The sequence below is a fragment of the Buttiauxella noackiae ATCC 51607 genome (assembly GCF_001654865.1).
Lineage (GTDB): Bacteria > Pseudomonadota > Gammaproteobacteria > Enterobacterales > Enterobacteriaceae > Buttiauxella > Buttiauxella noackiae.
In genome coordinates this window covers 26,867-47,969 of sequence record NZ_LXEO01000017.1, presented here as the reverse complement: position 1 = coordinate 47,969, position 21,103 = coordinate 26,867, and the positions used below count along the sequence as shown (strand labels likewise).

Here is a 21,103-nt window from a genome sequence, read left to right as displayed (position 1 = left end):
TTTCAATGACTGATCATGTTATTTAGTTGCAGAATGGGTTCGAGAATCGCCAGCACGATAAACAGCACCACGCTTGCCATGCTGACCACCAGAAGCGGTTCGAACAGGCTCAACGCGAGAGTCATTTCCTGCTGCAATGCGTTGTCCTGATTGTCAGCGGCGCGAGACAACATGCTATCCAGGGTGCCGCTTCGTTCGCCGGAGGCAATCATATGCAGCATCATCGGTGGGAACAGGCGTGTCTGTTCTAAGGCTGCGCGCAAGGTGCTGCCTTCGCGTACTCGTTGTTGGGCGAGTGTGATGCGTAGGCGGGCTTCCGCGTTTTGCAGCACTTCGCCACTGATCTGCATGGCATCCAGTAGCGGCACAGTGCTGGCATTGAGAATGCTGAGCGTGCTGGCGAAACGGGCGGTATTGGTGGCCCGGCAAAGCCTTCCGGCTATCGGTAAACGCAGCACTAAATTGTGGTAACGCAGACGATTTGCCGGGGTTTTTAACCAGCGACGCCAGTAAAGGGCCGCACAGGTTATGGTGGCCAGGAAAAGCGCGCCGAAACGTTGCAACATCTCGCTGCATCCCATCAGCAGCCGGGTGCTTAGCGGCAGTTCCTGTTTCATGTGGACAAACTGCGCGACCACATTAGGGACGACCGTCACCAGTAAGATGGCGATGACTCCCACGGCTACCAGGGTAAGAACACAGGGGTAAACCATTGCCTGGCGCAGCTTGTTTTGCATTTGCTGGCGCTGCTCGGTGTAATTTGCCAGCCGCATTAATACATCATCGAGATGGGACGACTTTTCACCGGCCGCCACCATGGCACAGTAAAGATCATCAAAGGCGGCAGGGCTTGCAGCCATGCTTTTCGCCAGCGTTTGCCCTTCAAGAACTCGACTACGCACGCTATTAATTACGCGCTGAACCCGGTTTTTTTCCGTCTGATGCGAAACTACATTCAGCGCTTCTTCCAGTGGAATTGCCGACGCCAGGAGCGTGGCAAGTTGGCGGGTAAAAAGGGTTAATTCACTTTTACGCATTCCCGGCGTACGGCGGAATGAAAAATGACGTGAAGTGCTTGCTGATGCGTTAACTTCGCTAATTGAGACAGGCAGTAATTGTCTTTCGCGCAGTTGTTGACGAGCGTGACGGACGGAGTCTGCCTCAAGCGAACCTTGTTTTGACTTGCCTTTACTGTCCAGCGCCTGCCAGCGGAAATCAGCCATGATTATTCTTCCCGGCTCACGCGGAGCACTTCTTCAAGTGACGTCACGCCTTGCCGCACCTTTTCCAGCCCGTCATCGCGTAAGGCCGGGGTACGGGTACGAATAAGCGCTTCCAGCTCATCTTCCGTCGCATCGTGGTTAAGTGCTTTGCGAACGGCTTCATCGATAACGACCAATTCGTGCAGCGCGGTGCGCCCGCGATAGCCTGTGTGGTTGCAGCACTCACCGCCGACCGGTTGCCATAGGTGGGTAATGTCGCGCCCAAAGCCGTAGCGCAGGCGCTGTTGTTCATCCAACAACTGAGGGGTTTTGCAGTGAGGGCAGAGTGTGCGCACCAGGCGTTGGGCAAGCACCGCCGTCAGTGAAGATGCGAGCAAAAACGGCTCCACGCCCATATCCCGCAAGCGGGCAATGGCACCAATGGCGCTGTTGGTATGCAGCGTTGAGAAAACTAAATGCCCGGTCAACGAGGCCTGAACGGCAATCTTCGCGGTTTCGGTATCGCGGATTTCGCCGATCATCACTACATCCGGGTCCTGACGAAGAATCGCGCGTAGCCCTCTGGCAAAAGTCATATCGACTTTGTTATTGACCTGCGTCTGGCCGATGCCATCAAGGTCATATTCGATGGGGTCTTCCACCGTCAAAATATTGCGCTCGTGGTTATTAATTTCAGATAGCGCGGCATAAAGGGTGGTGGACTTGCCCGAACCCGTTGGGCCAGTAACCAGAATGATGCCATAGGGCTTACGCACCAGAGTCGACATGGTTTGCTGCAAACCCGCTGACATGCCCAGATGAGAAAGCGCCAGATGGACAGTGTTTTTATCCAGAAGGCGCAGTACCACTCTTTCCCCGTGGCTGGATGGTAGCGTTGAGACACGGACATCAACGGCCCGACCACCGATGCGCAGGCTAATACGCCCATCCTGCGGAACACGTTTCTCGGCAATATCGAGGCGAGCCATAATTTTGATGCGCGAGATAAATACCGCCGCCAGCTGGCGCTGTGGCTGGATAACCTCACGTAAAACACCATCAATACGAAAGCGAATCGCAAGCCGGGACTCATAGGTTTCAATATGAATGTCAGATGCGCCCAGTTTTATCGCTTCGCCCAGCATGGCGTTGATCAGGCGAATTATCGGCGCGTCATCCTCCATATCGAGCAGGTCCTGCGTACCAGGCAGCTGTCCGGCGAGATCGCTGAAACTCAGGTCATTGCCCAAATCCTCCATTAACTGGCGCGCTTCGCTGCCATCGCGTTGATACTCTTTGATCAGGAGTTGCTCAAACTGCGCGGCGGCGACGGTATTGACGGAAAATGACTGGCGCATTACACGACGTATTTCCAACAGGATTTGCGGCCTGAGTTCGCCATGATGTACCAGCACTGGCGCCTCATCTTGCCACTGCACCAGCACGCCGTGATCGCGGGCAAAGCTAAAAGGGAGCTTTACCCATTTTTTTTCCTCACTCATTGAAGAACCCTCCGCGTGGGCGGGCACCCGGTGTTGCTGGCAGAGTCAGGTCAGGAGAGGGAAGGGCAAGAGGATCGCGATTGAGACGATCGGACTTTTGTTCGTCGCGGAACTGGCGGTATTTTTCATTGGAAACGCCGTTATAACTGGCGCCATCGCGCAGGATGACCGGATGAATGAACACCATCAGGTTTTGCTTACTGGTACTGGTGCTGTTGTAGCGGAACAGATAACCAAGTAGCGGAATATCTCCGAGGATAGGCACTTTGCTGACGCTCTCGGTGGTCTGGTTGTTCAGCAGACCACCGAGCACCACCGTTTCTCCGCTTCTGACCATTACCGCATTGTTGATGGTGCGAGTGTTAAACGTGGCGCCCAGATCGCTTCCGGCTGAAGATGAGTCGACGGAACTGGCAGAGGCAACGCTTGAAACTTCCTGCTCAATATTAAGCAGCACACTTTCACCATCGTTAATCTGCGGAATGACTTTGAGCTTTGTACCTACCGTTTTACGCTCGACGGTGTTGTACACGCTGCCGGTCGTGCTGGCCTGGCTGCCGGTAATAACCGGGACTTCCTGGCCCACGTTTATGGCGGCTTCTTTGTTATCAAGCGTCACGATGCTTGGTGTGGCGAGAATATTGCTGCGTGAGTTGTTGGCAAGTGCGGTGACCAGCCCGCCCCAATTGCCGTTATAAAAACCGGCGGCGATACCGTTAAAACTGCTCAGTAAGGCAGCACTGCCTGAAGACCCGTTTTTTCTATTTTCAGCCGCCACTACCGCGCTTATCGGCAGCCCGGTGCTGGTAAATTGGGTAGCACCGCCGTTTTCGTTAAACCACTGCACGCCGAAATTAAGCGCGTCGCCATCCTGCATCTCTACAATGACCGCCTCAATCAACACCTGGGCGCGGCGAATATCGAGACGATTGATGATTTGTTCCAGCGCCTGCATGGCATCAGGCTGGGTGGTGATAACCAGCGAGTTGGTTTGTTCATCGGCAACAATGGTGACCTCTTTGCCGTTAAAGGTAGTGCTGCTGGCACCGGCACCCGTACTGGCAGGTGCGGTTTCCCCTTTGGCGGGTTGGGATGGCGATGAGTTTGTACCGCTCAGTACCGAAACCAGGTTTTTCGCCTGAGCGTATTTAAGATAAAAAACGCGTGTGTTCCCCTGGTTTTGCTCTTCACGGTCTAGCTGGCGGGCGATAGTGATTAAGTGCTGGCGGCCCTGTGCACTTCCAGAAATAACCACGCTGTTGGTGCGTTCATCAGCCACCACGTTCGGTACCAGACCGCTGCCTTTACGATCGTTTTTATTTAAGCCATTAAGGATTAAACCCATCTCACGTGCAGAGGCGTACTTTAATTTAATGATGTCAGATTGCTGATTACCGGCTGAGTCTACGCGGCGCACAATTTCTGCCAGACGATTCACTACCGCTGCCCGCCCGGTCACCAGCAGCACATTGGAGGACTCGTAATGCACCACATTTCCGGCCCCGGCGTTATCGTTAAGCTGGCGCAACAGTGGCGCGAGTTCTTTCACATCGACGTTTGACGCCGGAATAACGCGCGTCACCACTTCGTCTCCGACTCCTGCATGGTAATCATCCGCCAGCGGAATGGCGGCGGTTTTCGCATTGACGGATTTCACCACCTTCAGCACACCACTGGCCCCAGGCACCACAGCGAAACCGTACACATCCAGCACGCTCAGGAAGAACTGGTAATATTGCTCATCATTGAGCGAGTCATAGCTGCGGACGTTAACGACACCGCGCACGGCGGGATCGATAATGATGGTTTTATGCAGGTTTTTACTGACGATATTAATAAATTCCTGAATATCGGTACTTTTGAAACTGGCGCTGTAATTGGCTCCCCAGGCAGCAGGCAAAAGAGCCATCAGCAGAGTGAGGCTCTGGGCAATTCTTGTTATTTGTAATGACATACCCAACCTTACTTTATTGATAAATCTACAAAAATATTCTTCTCAGCATCATCACGCACAACGGTGATATCAAGCTGCGTTAATTCACTGAGCTGGGCCATAAACTTTGCGGCCTCTTGCGGCGCGCGTAGGTCAAAGCCATTGATGGCGATTGCCAAATCGTTGGGCTGTAATCCACTTTGCTCAAAAAGCGTGGCCTCTTTGCCGGGATTAAGGCGATACCCCTGCATCACGCCGTCTTTATTCACCGGTGTGATTGCCACCATCTCCAGCAATTTTTTCGGCTCTTTCAGTAACTGATTTCTGGCGGTGGCAAGTGCGTCAGGTGCGCTTGTCACAGCGTCGTCATACATCCGCAGAATTTCATGCTGCCCCCCGTTAAGCAGTTCAACATGGTCATCTTTAATAGCGATGATGCTTGCCTGTGTTCCGTCGATAACATCATGAATACCGTAACTATTTTGATGGCCGCTTTGCTCAATTATCACCAGTGAATTTTCAGGTGAGCTACTGACTATCACCCCGGCCAGCCGCACTTTTAGCGAGGAGAGAGTTGCCCCTGGCGCGATCTCTTTATCCCTGGCTGGGAATAGCGTACTGAACCTGATTTCAGCAGGTGCGGCCTGCGGGTTACCGTTGTGTGCCTGAGCCGGGAGCGGTGCTTGCGGAAAAAGCATTTCACCTATGCACCATGTCAGCACAGCCAGCTGATAGCCGAGGCCGCAGAGCAATATCACTGTCACCATCTGCGCTAAAAATGGCTGAGAAAAACTCAGCCTGAACACCGGTTTACTCATTAACACTTATTGCCTTATTGACCAGGGCGAGAACGAACTCGCCCTGGATGGACTTACTGGCTCACGGTGACAAAATCAGCGGCATTCACACCCGACGGGAGTGCAAGTGCACCCGGAGTGGTGTTGCTAACCACAATTTCTTCGCTAACGTTGAAGGTGACAGGTTCACGGCCCGTTACGTCGGAAGAAGGAGACACCCAGGCCTTGTAGGTGCCAGGCTCAACAATCCACTGGTTCTTTTGCGGATCGAAGCTTGCCAGCGTTTTGGCAGGGATAGTGAAGGTCAGCTTCTGGCTTGCGCCTGGTTGCAGGCTGTCTGTTTTGCTGAAGGATTTAAGCTCGAGAGCCGGTTTTTTCAGCTTCACTTCTGGTGCGCTGATATAGACCTGAGCGGCTTCTTTCCCGGCAACGTTGCCGGTATTGGTCACCGAAACGCTGAGCGTGACGCCACCTTTTGCGCCATTACTCAGGGTGTTCGACTCAACTGCCGCACCGTCATAACCAAAGGTGGTGTAGGAAAGTCCGTAGCCGAACGGCCAGGCAACCGGTTTGCTGAAGGTGCTGTAGTAGCGGTAGCCGACGTAGATGTCATCGTTATAAGAGATTTCATCCGGTGTGCCGTCGCCGTTGGTGTCTTTACCCGGGAAGGTGGTTGCGGAAGGGACATCGGCATAAGACTGCGGAATGGTTTGTGCCAGTTTGCCCCCAGGGTTGACGACGCCTGAGAGGACATCGGTAATAGCAAAGCCTGCTTCCTGGCCTGGCAGATATGACAGCAAAATGGCATCCACTTTATCGGCCCACTCGCTGGTATCGACGATGGCAGAGACATCCAACACGACAACCACTTTCTTGCCTGCGGCATGGAATGCTTCAGACGTATTCTGAATCAAACTGAGTTCATTTTCGGTTAGCAGGTAGTCGCCGCGAGTATTGGTGCGATCCACACCTTCACCCGCGATTCGCCCGATGGTAATCAGTGCTGCATCATTGTTCTGGGCAGCACTTTTAACCACTGCCGGGTCAATTGCCGGGTCGTCACAGGTAAAGTAGGTGCCAATTGAGGCCACAAAGCCCGGATGCTCAACTTTATTTTGCGCATAGTAGTCACGGTAGAATGAGGTTAGCGATTCATCGACGGTGTACTGCTGTTGCAACCCTTCTGACAGCATAACGGTCGCTTCATTGTTAACCTGGCCGCTACCGGTGCCGCCTTTAATGGTTTCAATCTGGCTAACCCCAAAGCTTGCCAGCTTCAAGCGCGGTGTTAGTGGCAGCGCCTGGTTGTCATTCTTCAACAACACCATGCTCTCTGCCGCAGCCTGGCGTGCTAACACTCGGTGCTGCTCGAGGTCAGGTTTATTGGACGCGGCGTAGTTGTTATAAGAAGGGGACTGGAAGACTTGCGAGAGAATATGTTCCACGTTAACCGTGACATCCGCTTCGCTAATATCCCCCTTTTTATAAGAATCTTTCAGTGCGGCCAGCACACCAGTATTGTTGAAAGCACCGGTTACCGGGTCGGTAAATCCACCTGGTTCAATCAGGTCATTACCGGCTTTTAGCTGTTTCCAGCCTGTTAATTGTGGGGTTCCTGCCAGCCAGTCGGACATGACCAGCCCTTTAAAATCCCACTCATTACGCAAAATATCAGTCAGCAGGTCGCGGCGTTCGTTGGTGTAAGTGCCGTTGAGTTTGTTATACGACGACATCACCGCCCACGGCTGCGCTTCTTCTACCGCTATCTGGAAACCTCGCAGGTAAATCTCACGCATGGCGCGCGGCGACACGATGGTATCAATGGCGTTACGGTTGGTTTCTGAGTTGTTGGCAACAAAGTGTTTAATGGTTGTGCCGACCTGATTTGACTCCACACCGTCAACCATGGCGGCGGCAATTTTCCCGCTCAGCAGTGGGTCTTCAGAGTAATATTCAAAGTTACGTCCGTTAAGCGGGTTACGTTGAATATTCATACCCGGTGCAAGAATAAAATCGACACCATATTCTTTAATTTCTTCGCCCATCGCTTTACCCACCTGAGCCACTAATTTTGTGTCCCAGGATGAAGCCAGCAAAGAACCAATTGGCCAGGCGGTGGCATAGAAAGTTTCAGAACTGCCGCTACGAGTACTATTAATACGCAACCCGGCCGGGCCATCGGCTAATTTTGCCGCAGGAATATCCAGCTTGTCGCTTTTTACGCCATTTATATAACCGGCAACGCCGGATACATCATTTTTATTATTGGTTGCCGGGAATTCTCCATTCCCCATATCCATTCCTGGCCCAACAACCATATTAAGTTTTTCTTCAACGCTCATTTTACCTGCGGCTTCTTTGGCCATTTTTTGGTAATACGCAGCGTCCTTTACTTGTGAGACAGGCGGTTCTTCCTGGTTGTCGTCATCATCGTCGTCATTACAACCAGAAACCATTCCGGCTAATGCCAGAGTGAGGCAGATTGTCAGGGTATTCAATTTTGATTTAACGCTTAAGGATTCCATTGTTATTGGCCTTATTTATGTAGGGTATATATCCAGGGTTCGCAAAGGTAAGTACATCAACAACTGCGGAATAATAACCAGATAAATAGCGGGCGACTTTGCAATGGAAAGCTAATTCTGTGCTCCTGGGAGCAGGGCTTTTTTTTGTGAGCGGTATCTCAAAATAATGCAGGGTGCTACAATACATTAACATTACAAAAACAATATTAACGTTCAACTTTGTGCAAGGTCCACATGCTTACCAGAAGCGTATCTAATTCAATTTATAGGACAAGTCTTAATAATTTACGTCAAAAAGGAATTGACACAAATAACTTGTTAGGGGCGTTGGGATTGTCAACTCATGAAATAGACAAACCCTACGGACGTATTACTGAACATAACCATTATCAATTAATGGCTAAAATTAGTGGGCTTAATAAAACGCTTTATGGGAGTGCTATCCCGGAAACTATTTACATTAATAGCGTTGAACATTCCCATGCTATTTTTCCAGAGTTAATAGGCCTGTGTCTGAATGAAAAAACACTGGAGTCAGCATTATGGAGTTTTTCCGATAACCGGTTCTTGATTGGTAATTGTGACGATCTTTTTATAGAAAAAGGGCAGTCACATACCCGTATAAGATATAAAAACCGGGCGCCGCACTCTGTTAATAATCCTTCAGCCATCTTTAATCTGGTGTTGCTTGGCAGCATATTGAAGAGTTATTCCCCCGGCCTCAGTATGCAAATAGAGCTGACGGATTCAGCGGTGCATCATCATGCACTGGTGAACGATCTGTTTAACAAAACCTGTTTGCTGCGCCAGGAGCACGACGCCATTATTCTGGAAAACGGCTATCTGGATTGCGAAAACGCATCCTTTAACCCTCTGTTGAACCGCTTACAAAAGAGCCATGTCAGTGCACTCAAAAAACAAATTTTCAAAGAGCCACCGCTGACAGCGGCGGTGAATACGTTGATTGAGCAATGTTACTTGTCAGGGCAGGAAACATCAGCAAATTCAATACTGGAAAAAGTATGCCAGGAGCTGCGAATGAGTCGTTGGACGCTGAACCGTCGCCTGCAACTTGAGTCTGCAACCTTCACTCAACTGCTACATCAGCAACAGTTGCTACTGTCGATGCGTATGCTGCGTGAATCGACGCTCTCAATTCAGGAGATCAGCGACTGCCTGGGGTTCTCTTCGCATTCCGTTTACTCGCGTTTTTTTAAGAGCCATGTACAGCTTTCTCCATTGCAGTTTCGGGATAAAGGCCGGGGCTGTGAGCGCGGCTGTTGATGCGTGCCCTTGAGGGCGTTAAATTGCATTAAACCCCTCGGATATATGGAAATGTAATGGCTGAAATTAAACTCAATGTGGGCGAGAAAGAGGACATCAGGCAAAAGCTGGTGGATTACTGTGAAGCGAATTTTGACCTGACGCTTGAACAGTTTGATGCGGATTTTTTCACGGATTTTGTCATTAAAGAGCTTGGGCCAGCGTTGTATAACGCGGGAATTGATGAAGCTATCAAAACACATGCGACCTATTGTGAACGTATTCAGGAAGAGATGGATCTGAAGAAAATCCTGTAAAAGACCCTGGTTAAAGTATGGAGCATGGAAGCTCCCGTTTAAACACCCTCGATTTAGCCGTTTGTTCTTAAGGTTTTTTTAATCTTCGCTCCCACCTCAACGCCCAACCAGGATTTTTATCTTAGTAAAGTTGCCTTCTGCCATATTTTTCACCTTTGTTTAAAAATGATAACCATTTTCATTAGCATTCACATTTTGCTGTGGTTTAATCCGCCTCGCTATGCAATCTGGTGTTATGTACTCATTATTATGAAGGATTAACTTATGAAATTTGGCGTATCGTCCCTGTGCTCAATCGCAATGGTGACTACCTCGGTTTTGATGACCCCGTTCGCCGGTGCGGCCGATAACAACGAAGGGATTGTGGTTTATAACGCACAGCATGAAAACCTGGTTCAGTCGTGGGTTGACGGTTTCACGAAAGAAACCGGCATTAAAGTCACATTGCGTAATGGTGGTGATAGCGAACTGGGTAATCAACTGGTTCAGGAAGGCAGCAAGTCTCCGGCAGACGTATTTCTGACTGAAAACTCCCCGGCGATGGTGCTGGTTGATAACGCTAAATTGTTCGCGCCTCTGGATAAAAGCACGCTGGAACAGGTTGCGCCAGCTTATCGCCCTGAGCATGGACGTTGGATTGGCATTGCCGCACGTAGCACTGTATTCGTCTATAACCCGGCAAAACTGAGCGAAGCGCAGTTGCCGAAATCCTTAATGGATCTGGCTAAACCTGAGTGGAAAGGGCGCTGGGCTGCTTCTCCGTCAGGCGCTGATTTCCAGGCTATTGTCAGTGCTGTTCTGGCATTGAAAGGTGAAAAGGCGACGCTTGAGTGGCTCAAAGCGATGAAAACCAATTTCGTGGCCTATAAAGGCAACAGCACCGTGATGAAAGCGGTCAACGCGGGTCAGATCGACGGCGGGGTTATCTACCACTATTACCGTTTTGTTGACCAGGCTAAAACTGGTGAAAACAGCAAAAACACCGAACTCCACTATTTTAAACACCAGGATCCGGGCGCATTTGTCAGCATCTCTGGTGGCGGCGTGCTGGCTTCAAGCAAACACCAGCAGCAGGCTCAGGCATTCATGAAGTGGATCACGGGTAAATCTGGTCAGGACACTTTGCGCACTAACAATGCGTTTGAATATGCAGTTGGCGTAAATGCTGCTTCTAACCCGAAACTGGTTCCACTCAAAGATCTGGATGCACCTAAAGTAGAAGCATCTTCGCTCAACAGCAAAAAAGTCATTGATTTAATGACTGAAGCTGGCCTTCTTTGATTCTTTAATATAGCGATGAGTGCCTGATGTCAGCAGTCAATATTACCGATAGTCTCAATGTTAGCAGCCGTACAGCACAACGCCGGCCCGCGTTTGTGATGGTGTTGTTGGCGATTTTCTTCTCGATGCTTGCGCTGATACCGCCTGCTTTTGTTGTGTTTATCGGTTTTGATACTGGCTGGGAAACGGTTAAGGCACTCATATTTCGCCCGCGTGTTGCTGAACTTCTCAGCAACACGTTGCTGCTGGTGGTTATTACCGTGCCATTGTCTGTGGCGGTGGGGACGTTACTTGCCTGGATGACCGAACGAACCACGCTTGCGGGCAGGCGCATCTGGTCGATGCTTGCCGTCGCACCGCTGGCGATTCCTGCATTTGTGCAAAGTTATGCCTGGGTCAGCGCTGTGCCATCAATACACGGCTTATCAGCAGGCGTATTTTTGTCTGTGTTGGCGTATTACCCCTTTATTTATCTCCCCGTTGCGGCTGTTTTACGCCGCCTTGACCCGACGCTGGAAGACGTTGCCGCCTCGTTGGGTACACCGCCCTGGGCGGTCTTTTTCCGTATTGTTCTGCCACAACTAAAGCTCGCGATTTGGGGCGGGGCGTTGCTGGTCACGCTGCATTTGCTGGCGGAGTATGGACTGTATGCGATGATCCGTTTCGATACGTTCACCACGGCTATCTATGACCAGTTCCAGTCCACCTTCAGCGGACCTGCGGCGAATATGCTGGCAGGCGTACTGGCACTATGTTGCCTGGTATTCCTGACACTTGAAGGTGTGACGCGGGGTAAAGCACGCTATGCCCGCGTGGGGGCCGGATCGCCACGCGAACAAAATCGCCTGCATCTGAATGTGCCGTTACGTGTATTGGGCCAGCTATTTTCTCTTACTGTGATATTGCTTGCGTTAGCTGTCCCGCTCGCAGTGTTGTGCCGCTGGCTGTGGTTGGGCGGTATAGAAAACTGGAATCATGCCGATCTCTGGCTTTCACTGCGCCAGACCCTGCTGCTGGCAGCAGGCGGTGCGCTGCTTATTATTCTCGCCGGGGTCCCTATTGCCTGGCTGTCAGTGCGTCACCCGCGCCCGCTGTTTCGTGTGCTTGAAGCCTGTAATTACTTTACAAGTTCGCTGCCGGGGATTGTTGTTGCCCTGGCGTTAGTAACGGTGACTATTCATTACATGCGTCCTATCTATCAGACGGAAATCACGTTGTTTCTGGCTTATTTGCTGATGTTTACGCCCAGGGCGTTAATCAACCTGCGGGCTGGTATTGCTCAAGCCCCCGTGGAGCTGGAAAACGTAGCCCGCAGCTTAGGTAAAACTCAGGCTCAGGCCATTAGCAGTATCACTTTGCGGCTTGCGGCACCAGGCGCTGCTGCCGGGGCGGCACTGGTTTTTCTTGGTATAACCAACGAACTCACCGCAACGCTTTTATTGTCGCCATTGGGCACACGTACGCTCTCGACCGGCTTCTGGGCACTGACCAGCGAAATAGATTATGTTGCCGCCGCACCTTATGCGTTGCTGATGATTCTTATCTCGCTGCCGCTGACGGGAATTCTTTACGTGCAGTCTCAAAAACTAGCGGGTCTGTAAGATGATTGAACTTGCGAATATTTCTAAAAAATTTGGTCAGACATCGGTACTGGAACATCTGAGTTTGTCAGTGCTGCCTTCAAGTCGTACGGTGATTGTTGGGCCATCAGGCTCGGGAAAAACCACGTTACTGCGGATTCTCGCCGGTTTTGAAACACCGGATAGCGGGCGAATCACGCTATCCGGGAAAACGCTTTTTGACGAAAATACTTTCATTCCAGCACATCAGCGTGGAATTGGTTTTGTGCCGCAGGAAGGCGCGCTTTTTCCACATATGAAAGTGGGTGATAACATTGCCTATGGTTTGAATGGCTCAAAACATGAGAACCGCAGACGCGTGGCGGAACTGATGGAGCTGGTGTCACTCGACAGCCGACTTCAACACCACTGGCCGCATGAGATTTCTGGCGGGCAGCAGCAGCGTGTGGCGCTGGCTCGGGCACTGGCGCAAGAGCCAGTGTTGATGCTGTTGGATGAGCCTTTTTCGGCCCTCGATACCGGGCTGCGGGCTGCGACCCGCAAAGCCACGGCTGAATTACTGACCCATGCCGGCGTCGCCTCTATTCTGGTCACGCACGATCAACATGAAGCACTCTCTTTTGCCAGCCAGATTGCAGTGATTCGTGATGGGCGCTTTACGCAGGTGGGTTCACCTGTTGAGGTCTATTCGCAGCCCGTAGATGAGGCCACCGCTCTGTTTCTTGGTGATGCGTTGATTTTTAACGCGCAGATCAGCAATGGTTTTGCTCGTTGTGAGCTGGGGAATATCCCGGCGGATAACCCTCAATTTAGCGGCGAGAGGCGTATTATGCTGCGCCCGGAACAAGTCGTTATTTCGCCACTTAAGGCAGATTCGGAACCTCAGCCTGTAGTGACGATCGTTGATGTGGATTTTACCGGTTACCTGTCAACGCTGACGCTGGCATCACCCGGTTGGCCGATGCCTTTGCAGGTGAAAACCATCAGCCAACAAAACTGGCGAGCGGGGATGGTGGTGAAACTGGCCGTCAATGGCCATGCTTGTGTGCTGGCGGATTAGGGTTGGCAATTACCGTGTAAAACCGCCGTCACCCACCTGGGCTTGCGCGCACCATTTCATTAATTGAGCGGTGCCCGCTTCACCTTCGGCGGGTGCCCAGTTGGCCGCGTCTTGTTCGGCAATGGGTTGATAGCCACCGTGTTTCACTTCAAAAATCACACCGCCTTTATCCAGCGACAACACGGTATGCCAGGTTCCTGCATCCATCTCCAGCGCCTTGCACTCTTCACCTAAAACAACGCGGCGAGTCACTGTACCGGAATCATCAAAATTCAAGACCAGAAAACGTCCACTGAGCGCTATCAACAGTTCAAACGTGTGTGGATGGCGGTGAGGGCGCACATAGGTTCCTGGCTCCATAGCAACAGCCAGTCGCTGCACCGGGTCGTTCAATTCGGGATGAAAATTACGGTGAGCGCGTAAACGAGGGGAGTTTGCAGCAAGCTCACTTTGCTGTTGCATATCACTGAAAGTAATCTGTTTCATATAAGCCTTTATAAAGTGATGCGGCAACCGTGACAGGTTGCCGCAAAGCGTTATGCCTCTGAGTGCAGTGAGTTAACTCCGGCATCCACGGAATATGTCGCTTTCCGGGTGGTACACGCTGGTGCTAATGTCCCAAAGGCCAAGTACTGACGAGAACAGATTGTCGTGAGAGTATTGGTTTTTAGCCGCGTTATTTTTCAGGCACGTCATATCAATATGTTTTTCGGCAATAAAACCTGGTGACATCCACACTTGCATTGGGATATGCGTTTGCTGCTCCGGCGCCAGTTTGTACGGCGTGCCATGCAGGTACAGGCCATTTTCACCTAGCGACTCCCCATGATCGGAAACATACAGCAGCACGGTATTGTAACGGTCACTATATTGCTTCAACTTTTCAATCATTTGCGCCAGCACATGGTCCGTATGGCGAATGGTATTGTCGTAGGTATTAACCAACTGATCTTGAGTACAGTTTTCAATATCACTGCGCGCACATTCAGGCATGTAGTGGCGATGTTCAGCCGGGTAACGCTGGAAATAAGTTGGGCCATGGCTGCCAATCATATGGAAGGCGATCAGTTTGTCGCCGGCCATTTTAGCCACTTCAGTATCAAGATTTTCCAGCATCACATCGTCATAACACGTTTCGCCGTCACACAGTTTCGGGTTATCGGTTGGCTTAATCTCAATGGTAGGGATGCGTTTGCACGCGCCTTTACAGCCACCATCGTTCTCTTTCCAGAGCAGTGAAACCCCTGTTTTCTGTACGACATCAAGCAAGCCTTCACTGTTTGCGGCTTTGTTGCTGTCATAATCAGTGCGATTCATATTCGAGAACATACACGGCACAGAAACCGCGGTGGCTGTACCGCAAGAATGCACATTAGCAAATGAGATAACGCCGCCAGATTGACTGGTAAAAGCGTTCGTGTCGCGCGAATAACCGTTCATTGAGAAGTTCTGGCTGCGGGCAGTTTCACCAATAACCAGGAACATCAGCGTTGGCTTTTCTTTATTGGCAACGCGTATGGCATCGTCGCCCAACGTCTGGAAGGGTTCTTTGGTCGTAAAGTACGTATCCTTCAGATAACGAACGGTGCTGTAGACGTAGTTCGCCGGAATAATCTCTTTGTTAAGCGTTGAGTTGTTACGCCCGACAGAGGCGTAATCCTGGTAGTAAAGTGCCGCCACACCTGCAACAAGCGCCAGCGATGCCAGCATAGATAGCAGACGGTATGCAATGCCTTTATACCATTTAGATGGGTATTCAATTTTAATCAAAAACAACAAGATAGCAGGCAGTACGCCGGTTAGCAGAATCCACAAAATAATGGAACCATTCAGATAGGAATGCGCTTCTTGCGGGTTTGTTTCAATGATGTTTTGGATCATTGATTGGTCAAACATCACTTTATATTTCAGCGTGGAATAACTGACCATTGAGCCTGTAATTAACAGCAGTGCAAAAAATGGCTTCAACAGAAAGCGAATAGAGAAGGGCATAAAGACGAAATTAAGAGCCGCCACCAACACGAAGGGTATGGAGATAACGAAACCGATTTTTACATGCTCAAGATGGGTCAAAATATTGTAAAAATGCAGTAATACGGGCCAGTTGAGTAAGAAGGCAAAGACCACCGCCAAGAGTAAAATCAGCGGGATGACCTTCATCCTGAAAAGTACGGGCATTAACATCTCCAATAGGTTCATTATTATACTATTGATACACAGGCAAGCGGGATGGGTTTGCCATCGGAGTTTCTCCCGAAGGCCACCAGCGGTGTATGTGTGAGTGTGATTATTAACGACCAACCTTAATTTAACCTTAATATATTGCGTGAGGAAAAAATTAAACGGTAATTAAATGAATGCATATAAAGGAGAAAAAGTGGGGAACCTTTTGGTTTTTTGATTTTCATGACAATCTGATGAACTTAATTATCCGCTGTTTGTCACGAATTATTTATTTAAATTATTTATATCTTAATATTGGCCTAAGAAATCTCTGCTAAGTTGGTTTTAATTTAAGAGTGGTTTAGATAGCAGCATTATGAATCATTCATGTTGTTCTTTTATTTAATTAACCTGTTTCATGATTAATAAAGTTTCTACTTAATTACAGGGATATCCAATGAGTGAATTTCTGCCCTTCTCGCGTCCCGCTATGGGACAAGAAGAACTCGCTGCTGTGAGTGAAGTTTTGCAGTCCGGTTGGATAACAACAGGTCCCAAAAATCTGGCGCTCGAACAGGCATTTTGCGAGTTAACTGGCAATAAACACGCCATTGCAGTTAGCTCCGCCACTGCGGGTATGCATGTGGCATTAATGGCGTTGGGAATCCAGGCCGGTGATGAAGTGATCACCCCTTCTTTAACCTGGGTTTCCACACTAAACATGATTGTGTTGCTAGGCGCCGAACCGGTGATGATTGATGTTGACCGCGACACCCTGATGGTGACGCCCGAAAGCATTGAGGCAGCCATTACACCACGCACTCGCGCCATTATTCCTGTGCACTACGCGGGGGTGCCAGCTGATATCGACGCTATCCGCGCGATAGGTGAACGCCACGGAATCCCTGTAATTGAAGATGCCGCGCATGCCGCTGGAACCCACTATAAAGGCAAGCATGTCGGCGACCGTGGGACGGCAATTTTCTCCTTTCATGCCATTAAAAACATGACTTGTGCTGAAGGTGGGTTAATCGTTACCGATGACGAGCCGTTTGCAAACCGGATGCGTAGTCTGAAGTTTCACGGGCTCGGTGTTGATGCTTTTGACCGCCAGACTTTAGGGCGTGCGCCACAAGCAGAAGTTATCACCCCAGGGTACAAATACAATCTCGCTGATATTAATGCCGCCATCGCTCTGGTGCAGTTAAACAAACTTGAACAACATAATGCGCGGCGTACTGAAATAGCTGAACGTTATTTGGCTGAGTTGGTCAACACGCCTTATTTACCCCTTATTCATCCTCAATGGGCACATAAACATGCCTGGCATCTTTTTATTTTACGTATTGATGAATCGCGTTGCGGCATTTCCCGTAATGAATTTATGGCGGCTTTAAAAGAGAAGGGCATTGGCACTGGGTTACATTTCCGGGCCGCTCATACCCAAAAATACTACCGCGAACGCTACCTAACACTCTCTTTGCCTGATACCGAATGGAACAGCGATCGTATTTGTTCCATTCCGTTATTTCCAACGATGTCAGATGACGACGTCTCACGCGTAATCAATGCATTACGCGAAGTTGCAGGAAAATAATATGACAACCCCTTTACCGATCCACAAAGTCTCAGTGGTCATCCCGGTTTATAACGAACAAGAAAGCTTACCCGAGCTTATCAGGCGCACGACGGCTGCCTGTGAAACCCTGGGTAAAGATTACGAAATTTTGCTGGTCGATGATGGCAGCAGCGATGAATCCGCATCCATGTTGACGGATGCTGCTGAGTTGCCGGGTAGCCATATTGTTGCGGTGTTACTCAACCGTAATTATGGCCAACACAACGCGATAATGGCTGGGTTTAGCCATGTCACCGGGGATTTGATTGTCACCCTCGACGCAGATTTGCAAAACCCGCCGGAAGAGATCCCGCGTCTGGTGGCAAAAGCTGATGAAGGCTACGACGTGGTGGGGACAGTACGCCAGAATCGCCAGGATACCTGGTTTCGTAAGCGTGCCTCGCGTCTGATTAATCGCCTGATTCAAAGCACTACCGGCAAAGCGATGGGGGATTATGGCTGCATGTTGCGCGCCTATCGCCGCCATATCATCGACGCGATGCTTAATTGCCATGAACGCAGCACTTTTATTCCCATTCTGGCAAACACCTTTGCCCGTAAAGCGACCGAGATTCCGGTGCATCACGCCGAGCGTGAGTTTGGTGATTCCAAATACAGCTTTATGCGTTTAATTAACCTGATGTACGACCTGGTGACCTGCCTGACCACCACGCCGCTGCGCATGCTGAGTGTATTTGGCAGCATTATTGCGGTACTCGGCTTCACCCTTTCAGTGCTTTTGGTTGTGTTACGTCTTGCCTTCGGGCCGCAATGGGCGGCGGAAGGGGTATTCATGCTGTTTGCGGTGCTATTTATGTTCATCGGCGCGCAGTTCGTTGGCATGGGACTGCTGGGTGAATACATCGGTCGTATCTATACCGATGTCCGAGCCCGACCACGTTATTTTATTCAGCGCGTAGTTAGCCGCGACTCAGTTTCAACTTCAGAGGAAAATCATCAATGAAAGCTGTTGTATTTGCTTATCACGACATTGGGTGTGCAGGCATTAATGCACTGGTAGCTGCCGGTTATGACATTACAGCCATTTACACCCACCCTGATTCACCTTCTGAAAACCATTTTTTTGGGTCAGTGGCTCGCACTGCCGCAGAACATGGCATTCCGGTTTATGCGCCAGATGATGTGAATCACCCTTTGTGGGTTGATCGTATTCAATCCGCTCAACCTGATGTGATTTTCTCGTTTTACTATCGCAATTTGCTATGCGATGAAATTCTCAACAGCGCGACGGTCGGAGCTTTTAACCTGCATGGCTCGCTGTTGCCACATTACCGTGGCCGCGCCCCGTTAAACTGGGTGCTGGTGAAAGGCGAAACTGAAACGGGTGTTACGCTACATCGTATGGTTAGCCGTGCAGATGCTGGTGCCATTGTGGCGCAACATCGTGTGGCTATTGCCCCAGCGGAAACGGCTTTAACTCTGCATCATAAATTAACTAAAGCGGCGTCTGACCTGCTGGAAGATATTCTCCCGGTTATCAAAACCGGCCATTTCCCTCAGGTTGAGCAAGATCACAGCAAAGCCAGCATTTTTGGCCGCCGTACGCCACAGGATGGCTGCATCAATTGGCATTCTCCGGCCCATGAAATTGACAACCTGATTCGTGCAGTGACCGATCCATGGCCGGGCGCATTTAGCTATGTGGGCGGCGCTAAATTTGTTGTCTGGAAAGGGCGCGTGCTCCAAGGCCTCCAGTCTGCGAAAGCAGGAACGGTGTTATCCGTGAGCCCGTTGATTATTGCCACCGGTGGCGGTGCACTGGAAATTGTTACCGGGCAAACTGAAAACGGCGTCTACATGCAGGGTTCACAACTGGCGCAGACCCTTGGCCTGGTGCCAGGAGCATTACTCAGTAACCAACCGGTATCTGCCATAAAACGCCGTACTCGCGTGTTGATCCTTGGAGTGAATGGTTTTATCGGCAACCACCTGACCGAACGCCTACTGCAAGATGATAACTTCGAAGTTTACGGCCTGGATATCGGTTCTGATGCTATCAGCCGCTTCATCGGCAACGAGCGTTTCCACTTTGTGGAAGGTGATATCAGTATTCACTCCGAATGGATTGAGTATCACATTAAAAAATGTGATGTGGTGTTGCCACTGGTGGCGATTGCCACTCCGATTGAGTACACCCGAAACCCGCTGCGCGTATTCGAACTGGATTTTGAAGAAAACCTGAAAATCATACGCGACTGTGTGAAATACCAAAAACGCATCATCTTCCCGTCAACGTCCGAAGTGTACGGCATGTGTACCGACAAAGTGTTCGATGAAGATAACTCGAACCTGATTGTTGGGCCTATCAATAAACAACGCTGGATTTACTCGGTTTCTAAGCAGCTTCTTGACCGTGTTATCTGGGCATATGGCGAAAAAGAGGGCTTACGTTTCACGCTGTTCCGTCCGTTTAACTGGATGGGGCCGCGGCTGGATAACCTTAATGCCGCACGTATCGGTAGCTCGCGCGCAATTACCCAATTGATTCTTAACCTGGTGGAAGGCTCGCCGATTAAGCTGATTGATGGTGGTAAACAAAAACGCTGCTTTACTGATATCAGCGATGGCATTGAAGCGTTGTTCCGCATTATCGAGAACAAAAATAGTAACTGTGACGGGCAAATCATCAACATTGGCAACCCGGATAACGAAGCGAGCATTAAAGAACTGGCGCAAATGTTACTGGAGAGCTTTGAAAATCATCCGTTGCGTAGCCACTTCCCTCCGTTTGCCGGTTTCCGTGAAGTGGAAAGCAGTACTTATTACGGCAAGGGTTATCAGGACGTGGAACACCGCAAGCCAAGTATTCGCAACGCGCATCGTCTGCTTAATTGGGAACCCAGGGTTGAAATGGAACGAACCGTTGATGAAACCCTGGATTTCTTCCTGAAAACAGTTGAACTGACGGAACCTCAGGCATGAGAAAAGTTGGCCTGCGCATTGATGTAGATACATGGCGGGGCACCCAGCAAGGGGTTCCGCATCTTCTTGAGATCTTAAGTTTGCACGGTATTCAGGCCACATTTTTCATGAGCGTTGGCCCGGATAACATGGGCCGCCATTTATGGCGGCTGGTGAAACCGCAATTTCTGTGGAAGATGCTGCGATCGAAAGCGGCATCGCTCTATGGCTGGGATATTTTGCTGGCAGGTACGGCGTGGCCGGGCAGGCAAATTGGCGCGGGTAACGCTGAGATAATTTCGGCGGCAGCGGATCATCATGAAGTCGGTCTGCATGCCTGGGATCACTTCGCGTGGCAAACCTGGGCGGGAGTCTGGGACGCAAAGCAGCTCGATAAACAGATCCGTCTGGGGCTGGATGCGCTTAGCCAAATTATCGAACAACCTGTGACATGTTCGGCGGTTGCAGGCTGGCGAGCAGACCAACGGGTTGTGCAGGCGAAAGAGTCTTTCGGCTTCACCTACAACAGCGATTGCCGTGGAACAGCCCCCTTTTTACCGTTACTTCCTGATGGCAGTACGGGGACGGTGCAGATTCCGGTAACGCTCCCAACCTGGGATGAGGTGATTGGCGATGGCGTCAGTCGTGAAGGCTATAACCGTTTTATCCTTGATCGCATGAAGCAGGATACCGGGACCCCGGTGTATACCATTCACGCTGAAGTGGAAGGGATTGTAATGCGCAAGGATTTTAGTGAATTGCTCACCATGGCAGCGGAGGAAGGTATCAAGTTTTGCCCGTTGAGCGAGCTGTTACCTGAAGATTTATCGACTTTGCCAGTAGGTAAAGTAGTGCGTGGTGTTATTCCAGGCCGCGAAGGCTGGCTGGGTTGCCAACAATTTACCGGGTGATAAACCCGTCATACTTCACGCTGTGGGGG

16 protein-coding genes are annotated in these 21,103 nt (G+C 50.4%); 9 read left to right on the top strand and 7 right to left on the bottom strand.

The genetic code is table 11. From position 1 onward, the window contains the following. Positions 1-2: 2 nt before the first annotated feature. From gspF to M979_RS07710, 5 genes are read right to left on the bottom strand one after another with little or no spacing between them, the layout of a single operon-like run. Complete coding sequence (gene gspF, locus M979_RS07730; RefSeq protein WP_064554345.1) at positions 3-1,223, bottom strand: type II secretion system inner membrane protein GspF; 1,221 nt, start codon at positions 1,221-1,223, stop codon at positions 3-5. 2 nt (positions 1,224-1,225) lie between these two features. Then, entirely contained in the window at positions 1,226-2,704 is a 1,479-nt protein-coding gene (gene gspE / locus M979_RS07725) for a type II secretion system ATPase GspE (RefSeq protein ID WP_064554344.1), read from the bottom strand. Then, positions 2,697-4,658, bottom strand: coding sequence for a type II secretion system secretin GspD (gspD, locus tag M979_RS07720; RefSeq protein ID WP_064554343.1), 1,962 nt, complete (start codon positions 4,656-4,658; stop codon positions 2,697-2,699). The genes gspE and gspD overlap by 8 nt, the downstream gene beginning before the upstream one ends. Positions 4,659-4,666: 8 nt before the next feature. Next, the gene (gene gspC / locus M979_RS07715) at positions 4,667-5,455 is read right to left on the bottom strand and encodes a type II secretion system protein GspC (RefSeq protein WP_064554342.1); all 789 of its coding nucleotides are present in this window, start codon (positions 5,453-5,455) and stop codon (positions 4,667-4,669) included. Positions 5,456-5,508: 53 nt separating this feature from the next. Continuing rightward, entirely contained in the window at positions 5,509-7,959 is a 2,451-nt protein-coding gene (locus M979_RS07710; RefSeq protein WP_064554341.1) for a beta-glucosidase, read from the bottom strand. A gap of 726 nt (positions 7,960-8,685) precedes the next feature. Between M979_RS07710 and M979_RS23515 the strand changes: the two genes are divergently transcribed. From M979_RS23515 to M979_RS07685, 5 genes are all read left to right on the top strand, one after another. After that, on the top strand, positions 8,686-9,243 hold the full coding sequence (locus M979_RS23515) for a helix-turn-helix transcriptional regulator (RefSeq protein ID WP_167350269.1): 558 nt from the start codon (positions 8,686-8,688) through the stop codon (positions 9,241-9,243). Between the two features lie 56 nt (positions 9,244-9,299). Beyond that, the gene (locus tag M979_RS07700; RefSeq protein WP_034455323.1) at positions 9,300-9,539 is read left to right on the top strand and encodes a DUF2164 domain-containing protein; all 240 of its coding nucleotides are present in this window, start codon (positions 9,300-9,302) and stop codon (positions 9,537-9,539) included. Positions 9,540-9,803: 264 nt separating this feature from the next. Then, positions 9,804-10,820 (top strand): iron ABC transporter substrate-binding protein, encoded by a 1,017-nt coding sequence (locus tag M979_RS07695; RefSeq protein ID WP_034455324.1) that lies wholly within the window; start codon positions 9,804-9,806, stop codon positions 10,818-10,820. A 98-nt stretch (positions 10,821-10,918) separates the two neighbouring features. After that, a complete protein-coding gene (locus tag M979_RS07690; RefSeq protein WP_157093221.1) occupies positions 10,919-12,421 on the top strand; it encodes an ABC transporter permease in 1,503 nt (500 codons plus the stop codon). 1 nt (position 12,422) lies between these two features. Then, positions 12,423-13,460, top strand: coding sequence for an ABC transporter ATP-binding protein (locus M979_RS07685; RefSeq protein ID WP_064554338.1), 1,038 nt, complete (start codon positions 12,423-12,425; stop codon positions 13,458-13,460). Between the two features lie 9 nt (positions 13,461-13,469). Here the strand turns inward: M979_RS07685 and M979_RS07680 are convergent, their stop codons facing one another. After that, complete coding sequence (locus M979_RS07680; RefSeq protein ID WP_064554337.1) at positions 13,470-13,946, bottom strand: WbuC family cupin fold metalloprotein; 477 nt, start codon at positions 13,944-13,946, stop codon at positions 13,470-13,472. Positions 13,947-14,018: 72 nt separating this feature from the next. Then, positions 14,019-15,638: a phosphoethanolamine transferase gene (locus M979_RS07675; RefSeq protein ID WP_064554336.1), complete on the bottom strand. Its 1,620-nt coding sequence runs from the start codon at positions 15,636-15,638 to the stop codon at positions 14,019-14,021. Between the two features lie 442 nt (positions 15,639-16,080). On the opposite strand from M979_RS07675, the gene arnB reads away from it, so the two are divergent. The 4 genes from arnB to arnD are packed head-to-tail and all read left to right on the top strand — an operon-like array spanning position 16,081 to position 21,074. Beyond that, the gene (gene arnB / locus M979_RS07670) at positions 16,081-17,220 is read left to right on the top strand and encodes a UDP-4-amino-4-deoxy-L-arabinose aminotransferase (protein ID WP_064554335.1); all 1,140 of its coding nucleotides are present in this window, start codon (positions 16,081-16,083) and stop codon (positions 17,218-17,220) included. A 1-nt stretch (position 17,221) separates the two neighbouring features. Then, positions 17,222-18,205, top strand: coding sequence for an undecaprenyl-phosphate 4-deoxy-4-formamido-L-arabinose transferase (arnC, locus tag M979_RS07665; RefSeq protein WP_034455330.1), 984 nt, complete (start codon positions 17,222-17,224; stop codon positions 18,203-18,205). Next, on the top strand, positions 18,202-20,184 hold the full coding sequence (arnA, locus tag M979_RS07660; RefSeq protein WP_064554334.1) for a bifunctional UDP-4-amino-4-deoxy-L-arabinose formyltransferase/UDP-glucuronic acid oxidase ArnA: 1,983 nt from the start codon (positions 18,202-18,204) through the stop codon (positions 20,182-20,184). Before arnC ends, arnA begins: the two co-directional genes overlap by 4 nt. Next, positions 20,181-21,074 (top strand): 4-deoxy-4-formamido-L-arabinose-phosphoundecaprenol deformylase, encoded by an 894-nt coding sequence (arnD, locus tag M979_RS07655; protein WP_064554333.1) that lies wholly within the window; start codon positions 20,181-20,183, stop codon positions 21,072-21,074. Before arnA ends, arnD begins: the two co-directional genes overlap by 4 nt. The last annotated feature ends 29 nt before the right edge of the window (positions 21,075-21,103 follow it).

Excerpts from the sequence above, each read along its gene's own strand:
- gspF (WP_064554345.1), bottom strand. The coding sequence starts at position 1,223 with ATGGCTGATTTCCGCTGGCAGGCGCTGGACAGTAAAGGCAAGTCAAAA.
- M979_RS07700 (WP_034455323.1), top strand. The coding sequence starts at position 9,300 with ATGGCTGAAATTAAACTCAATGTGGGCGAGAAAGAGGACATCAGGCAA.
- M979_RS23515 (WP_167350269.1), top strand. The coding sequence starts at position 8,686 with ATGCAAATAGAGCTGACGGATTCAGCGGTGCATCATCATGCACTGGTG.
- arnA (WP_064554334.1), top strand. The coding sequence starts at position 18,202 with ATGAAAGCTGTTGTATTTGCTTATCACGACATTGGGTGTGCAGGCATT.
- gspE (WP_064554344.1), bottom strand. The coding sequence starts at position 2,704 with ATGAGTGAGGAAAAAAAATGGGTAAAGCTCCCTTTTAGCTTTGCCCGC.
- gspD (WP_064554343.1), bottom strand. The coding sequence starts at position 4,658 with ATGTCATTACAAATAACAAGAATTGCCCAGAGCCTCACTCTGCTGATG.
- arnC (WP_034455330.1), top strand. The coding sequence starts at position 17,222 with ATGACAACCCCTTTACCGATCCACAAAGTCTCAGTGGTCATCCCGGTT.
- M979_RS07690 (WP_157093221.1), top strand. The coding sequence starts at position 10,919 with ATGGTGTTGTTGGCGATTTTCTTCTCGATGCTTGCGCTGATACCGCCT.
- M979_RS07710 (WP_064554341.1), bottom strand. The coding sequence starts at position 7,959 with ATGGAATCCTTAAGCGTTAAATCAAAATTGAATACCCTGACAATCTGC.
- M979_RS07695 (WP_034455324.1), top strand. The coding sequence starts at position 9,804 with ATGAAATTTGGCGTATCGTCCCTGTGCTCAATCGCAATGGTGACTACC.
- M979_RS07680 (WP_064554337.1), bottom strand. The coding sequence starts at position 13,946 with ATGAAACAGATTACTTTCAGTGATATGCAACAGCAAAGTGAGCTTGCT.
- arnD (WP_064554333.1), top strand. The coding sequence starts at position 20,181 with ATGAGAAAAGTTGGCCTGCGCATTGATGTAGATACATGGCGGGGCACC.
- gspC (WP_064554342.1), bottom strand. The coding sequence starts at position 5,455 with ATGAGTAAACCGGTGTTCAGGCTGAGTTTTTCTCAGCCATTTTTAGCG.
- arnB (WP_064554335.1), top strand. The coding sequence starts at position 16,081 with ATGAGTGAATTTCTGCCCTTCTCGCGTCCCGCTATGGGACAAGAAGAA.
- M979_RS07675 (WP_064554336.1), bottom strand. The coding sequence starts at position 15,638 with ATGCCCGTACTTTTCAGGATGAAGGTCATCCCGCTGATTTTACTCTTG.
- M979_RS07685 (WP_064554338.1), top strand. The coding sequence starts at position 12,423 with ATGATTGAACTTGCGAATATTTCTAAAAAATTTGGTCAGACATCGGTA.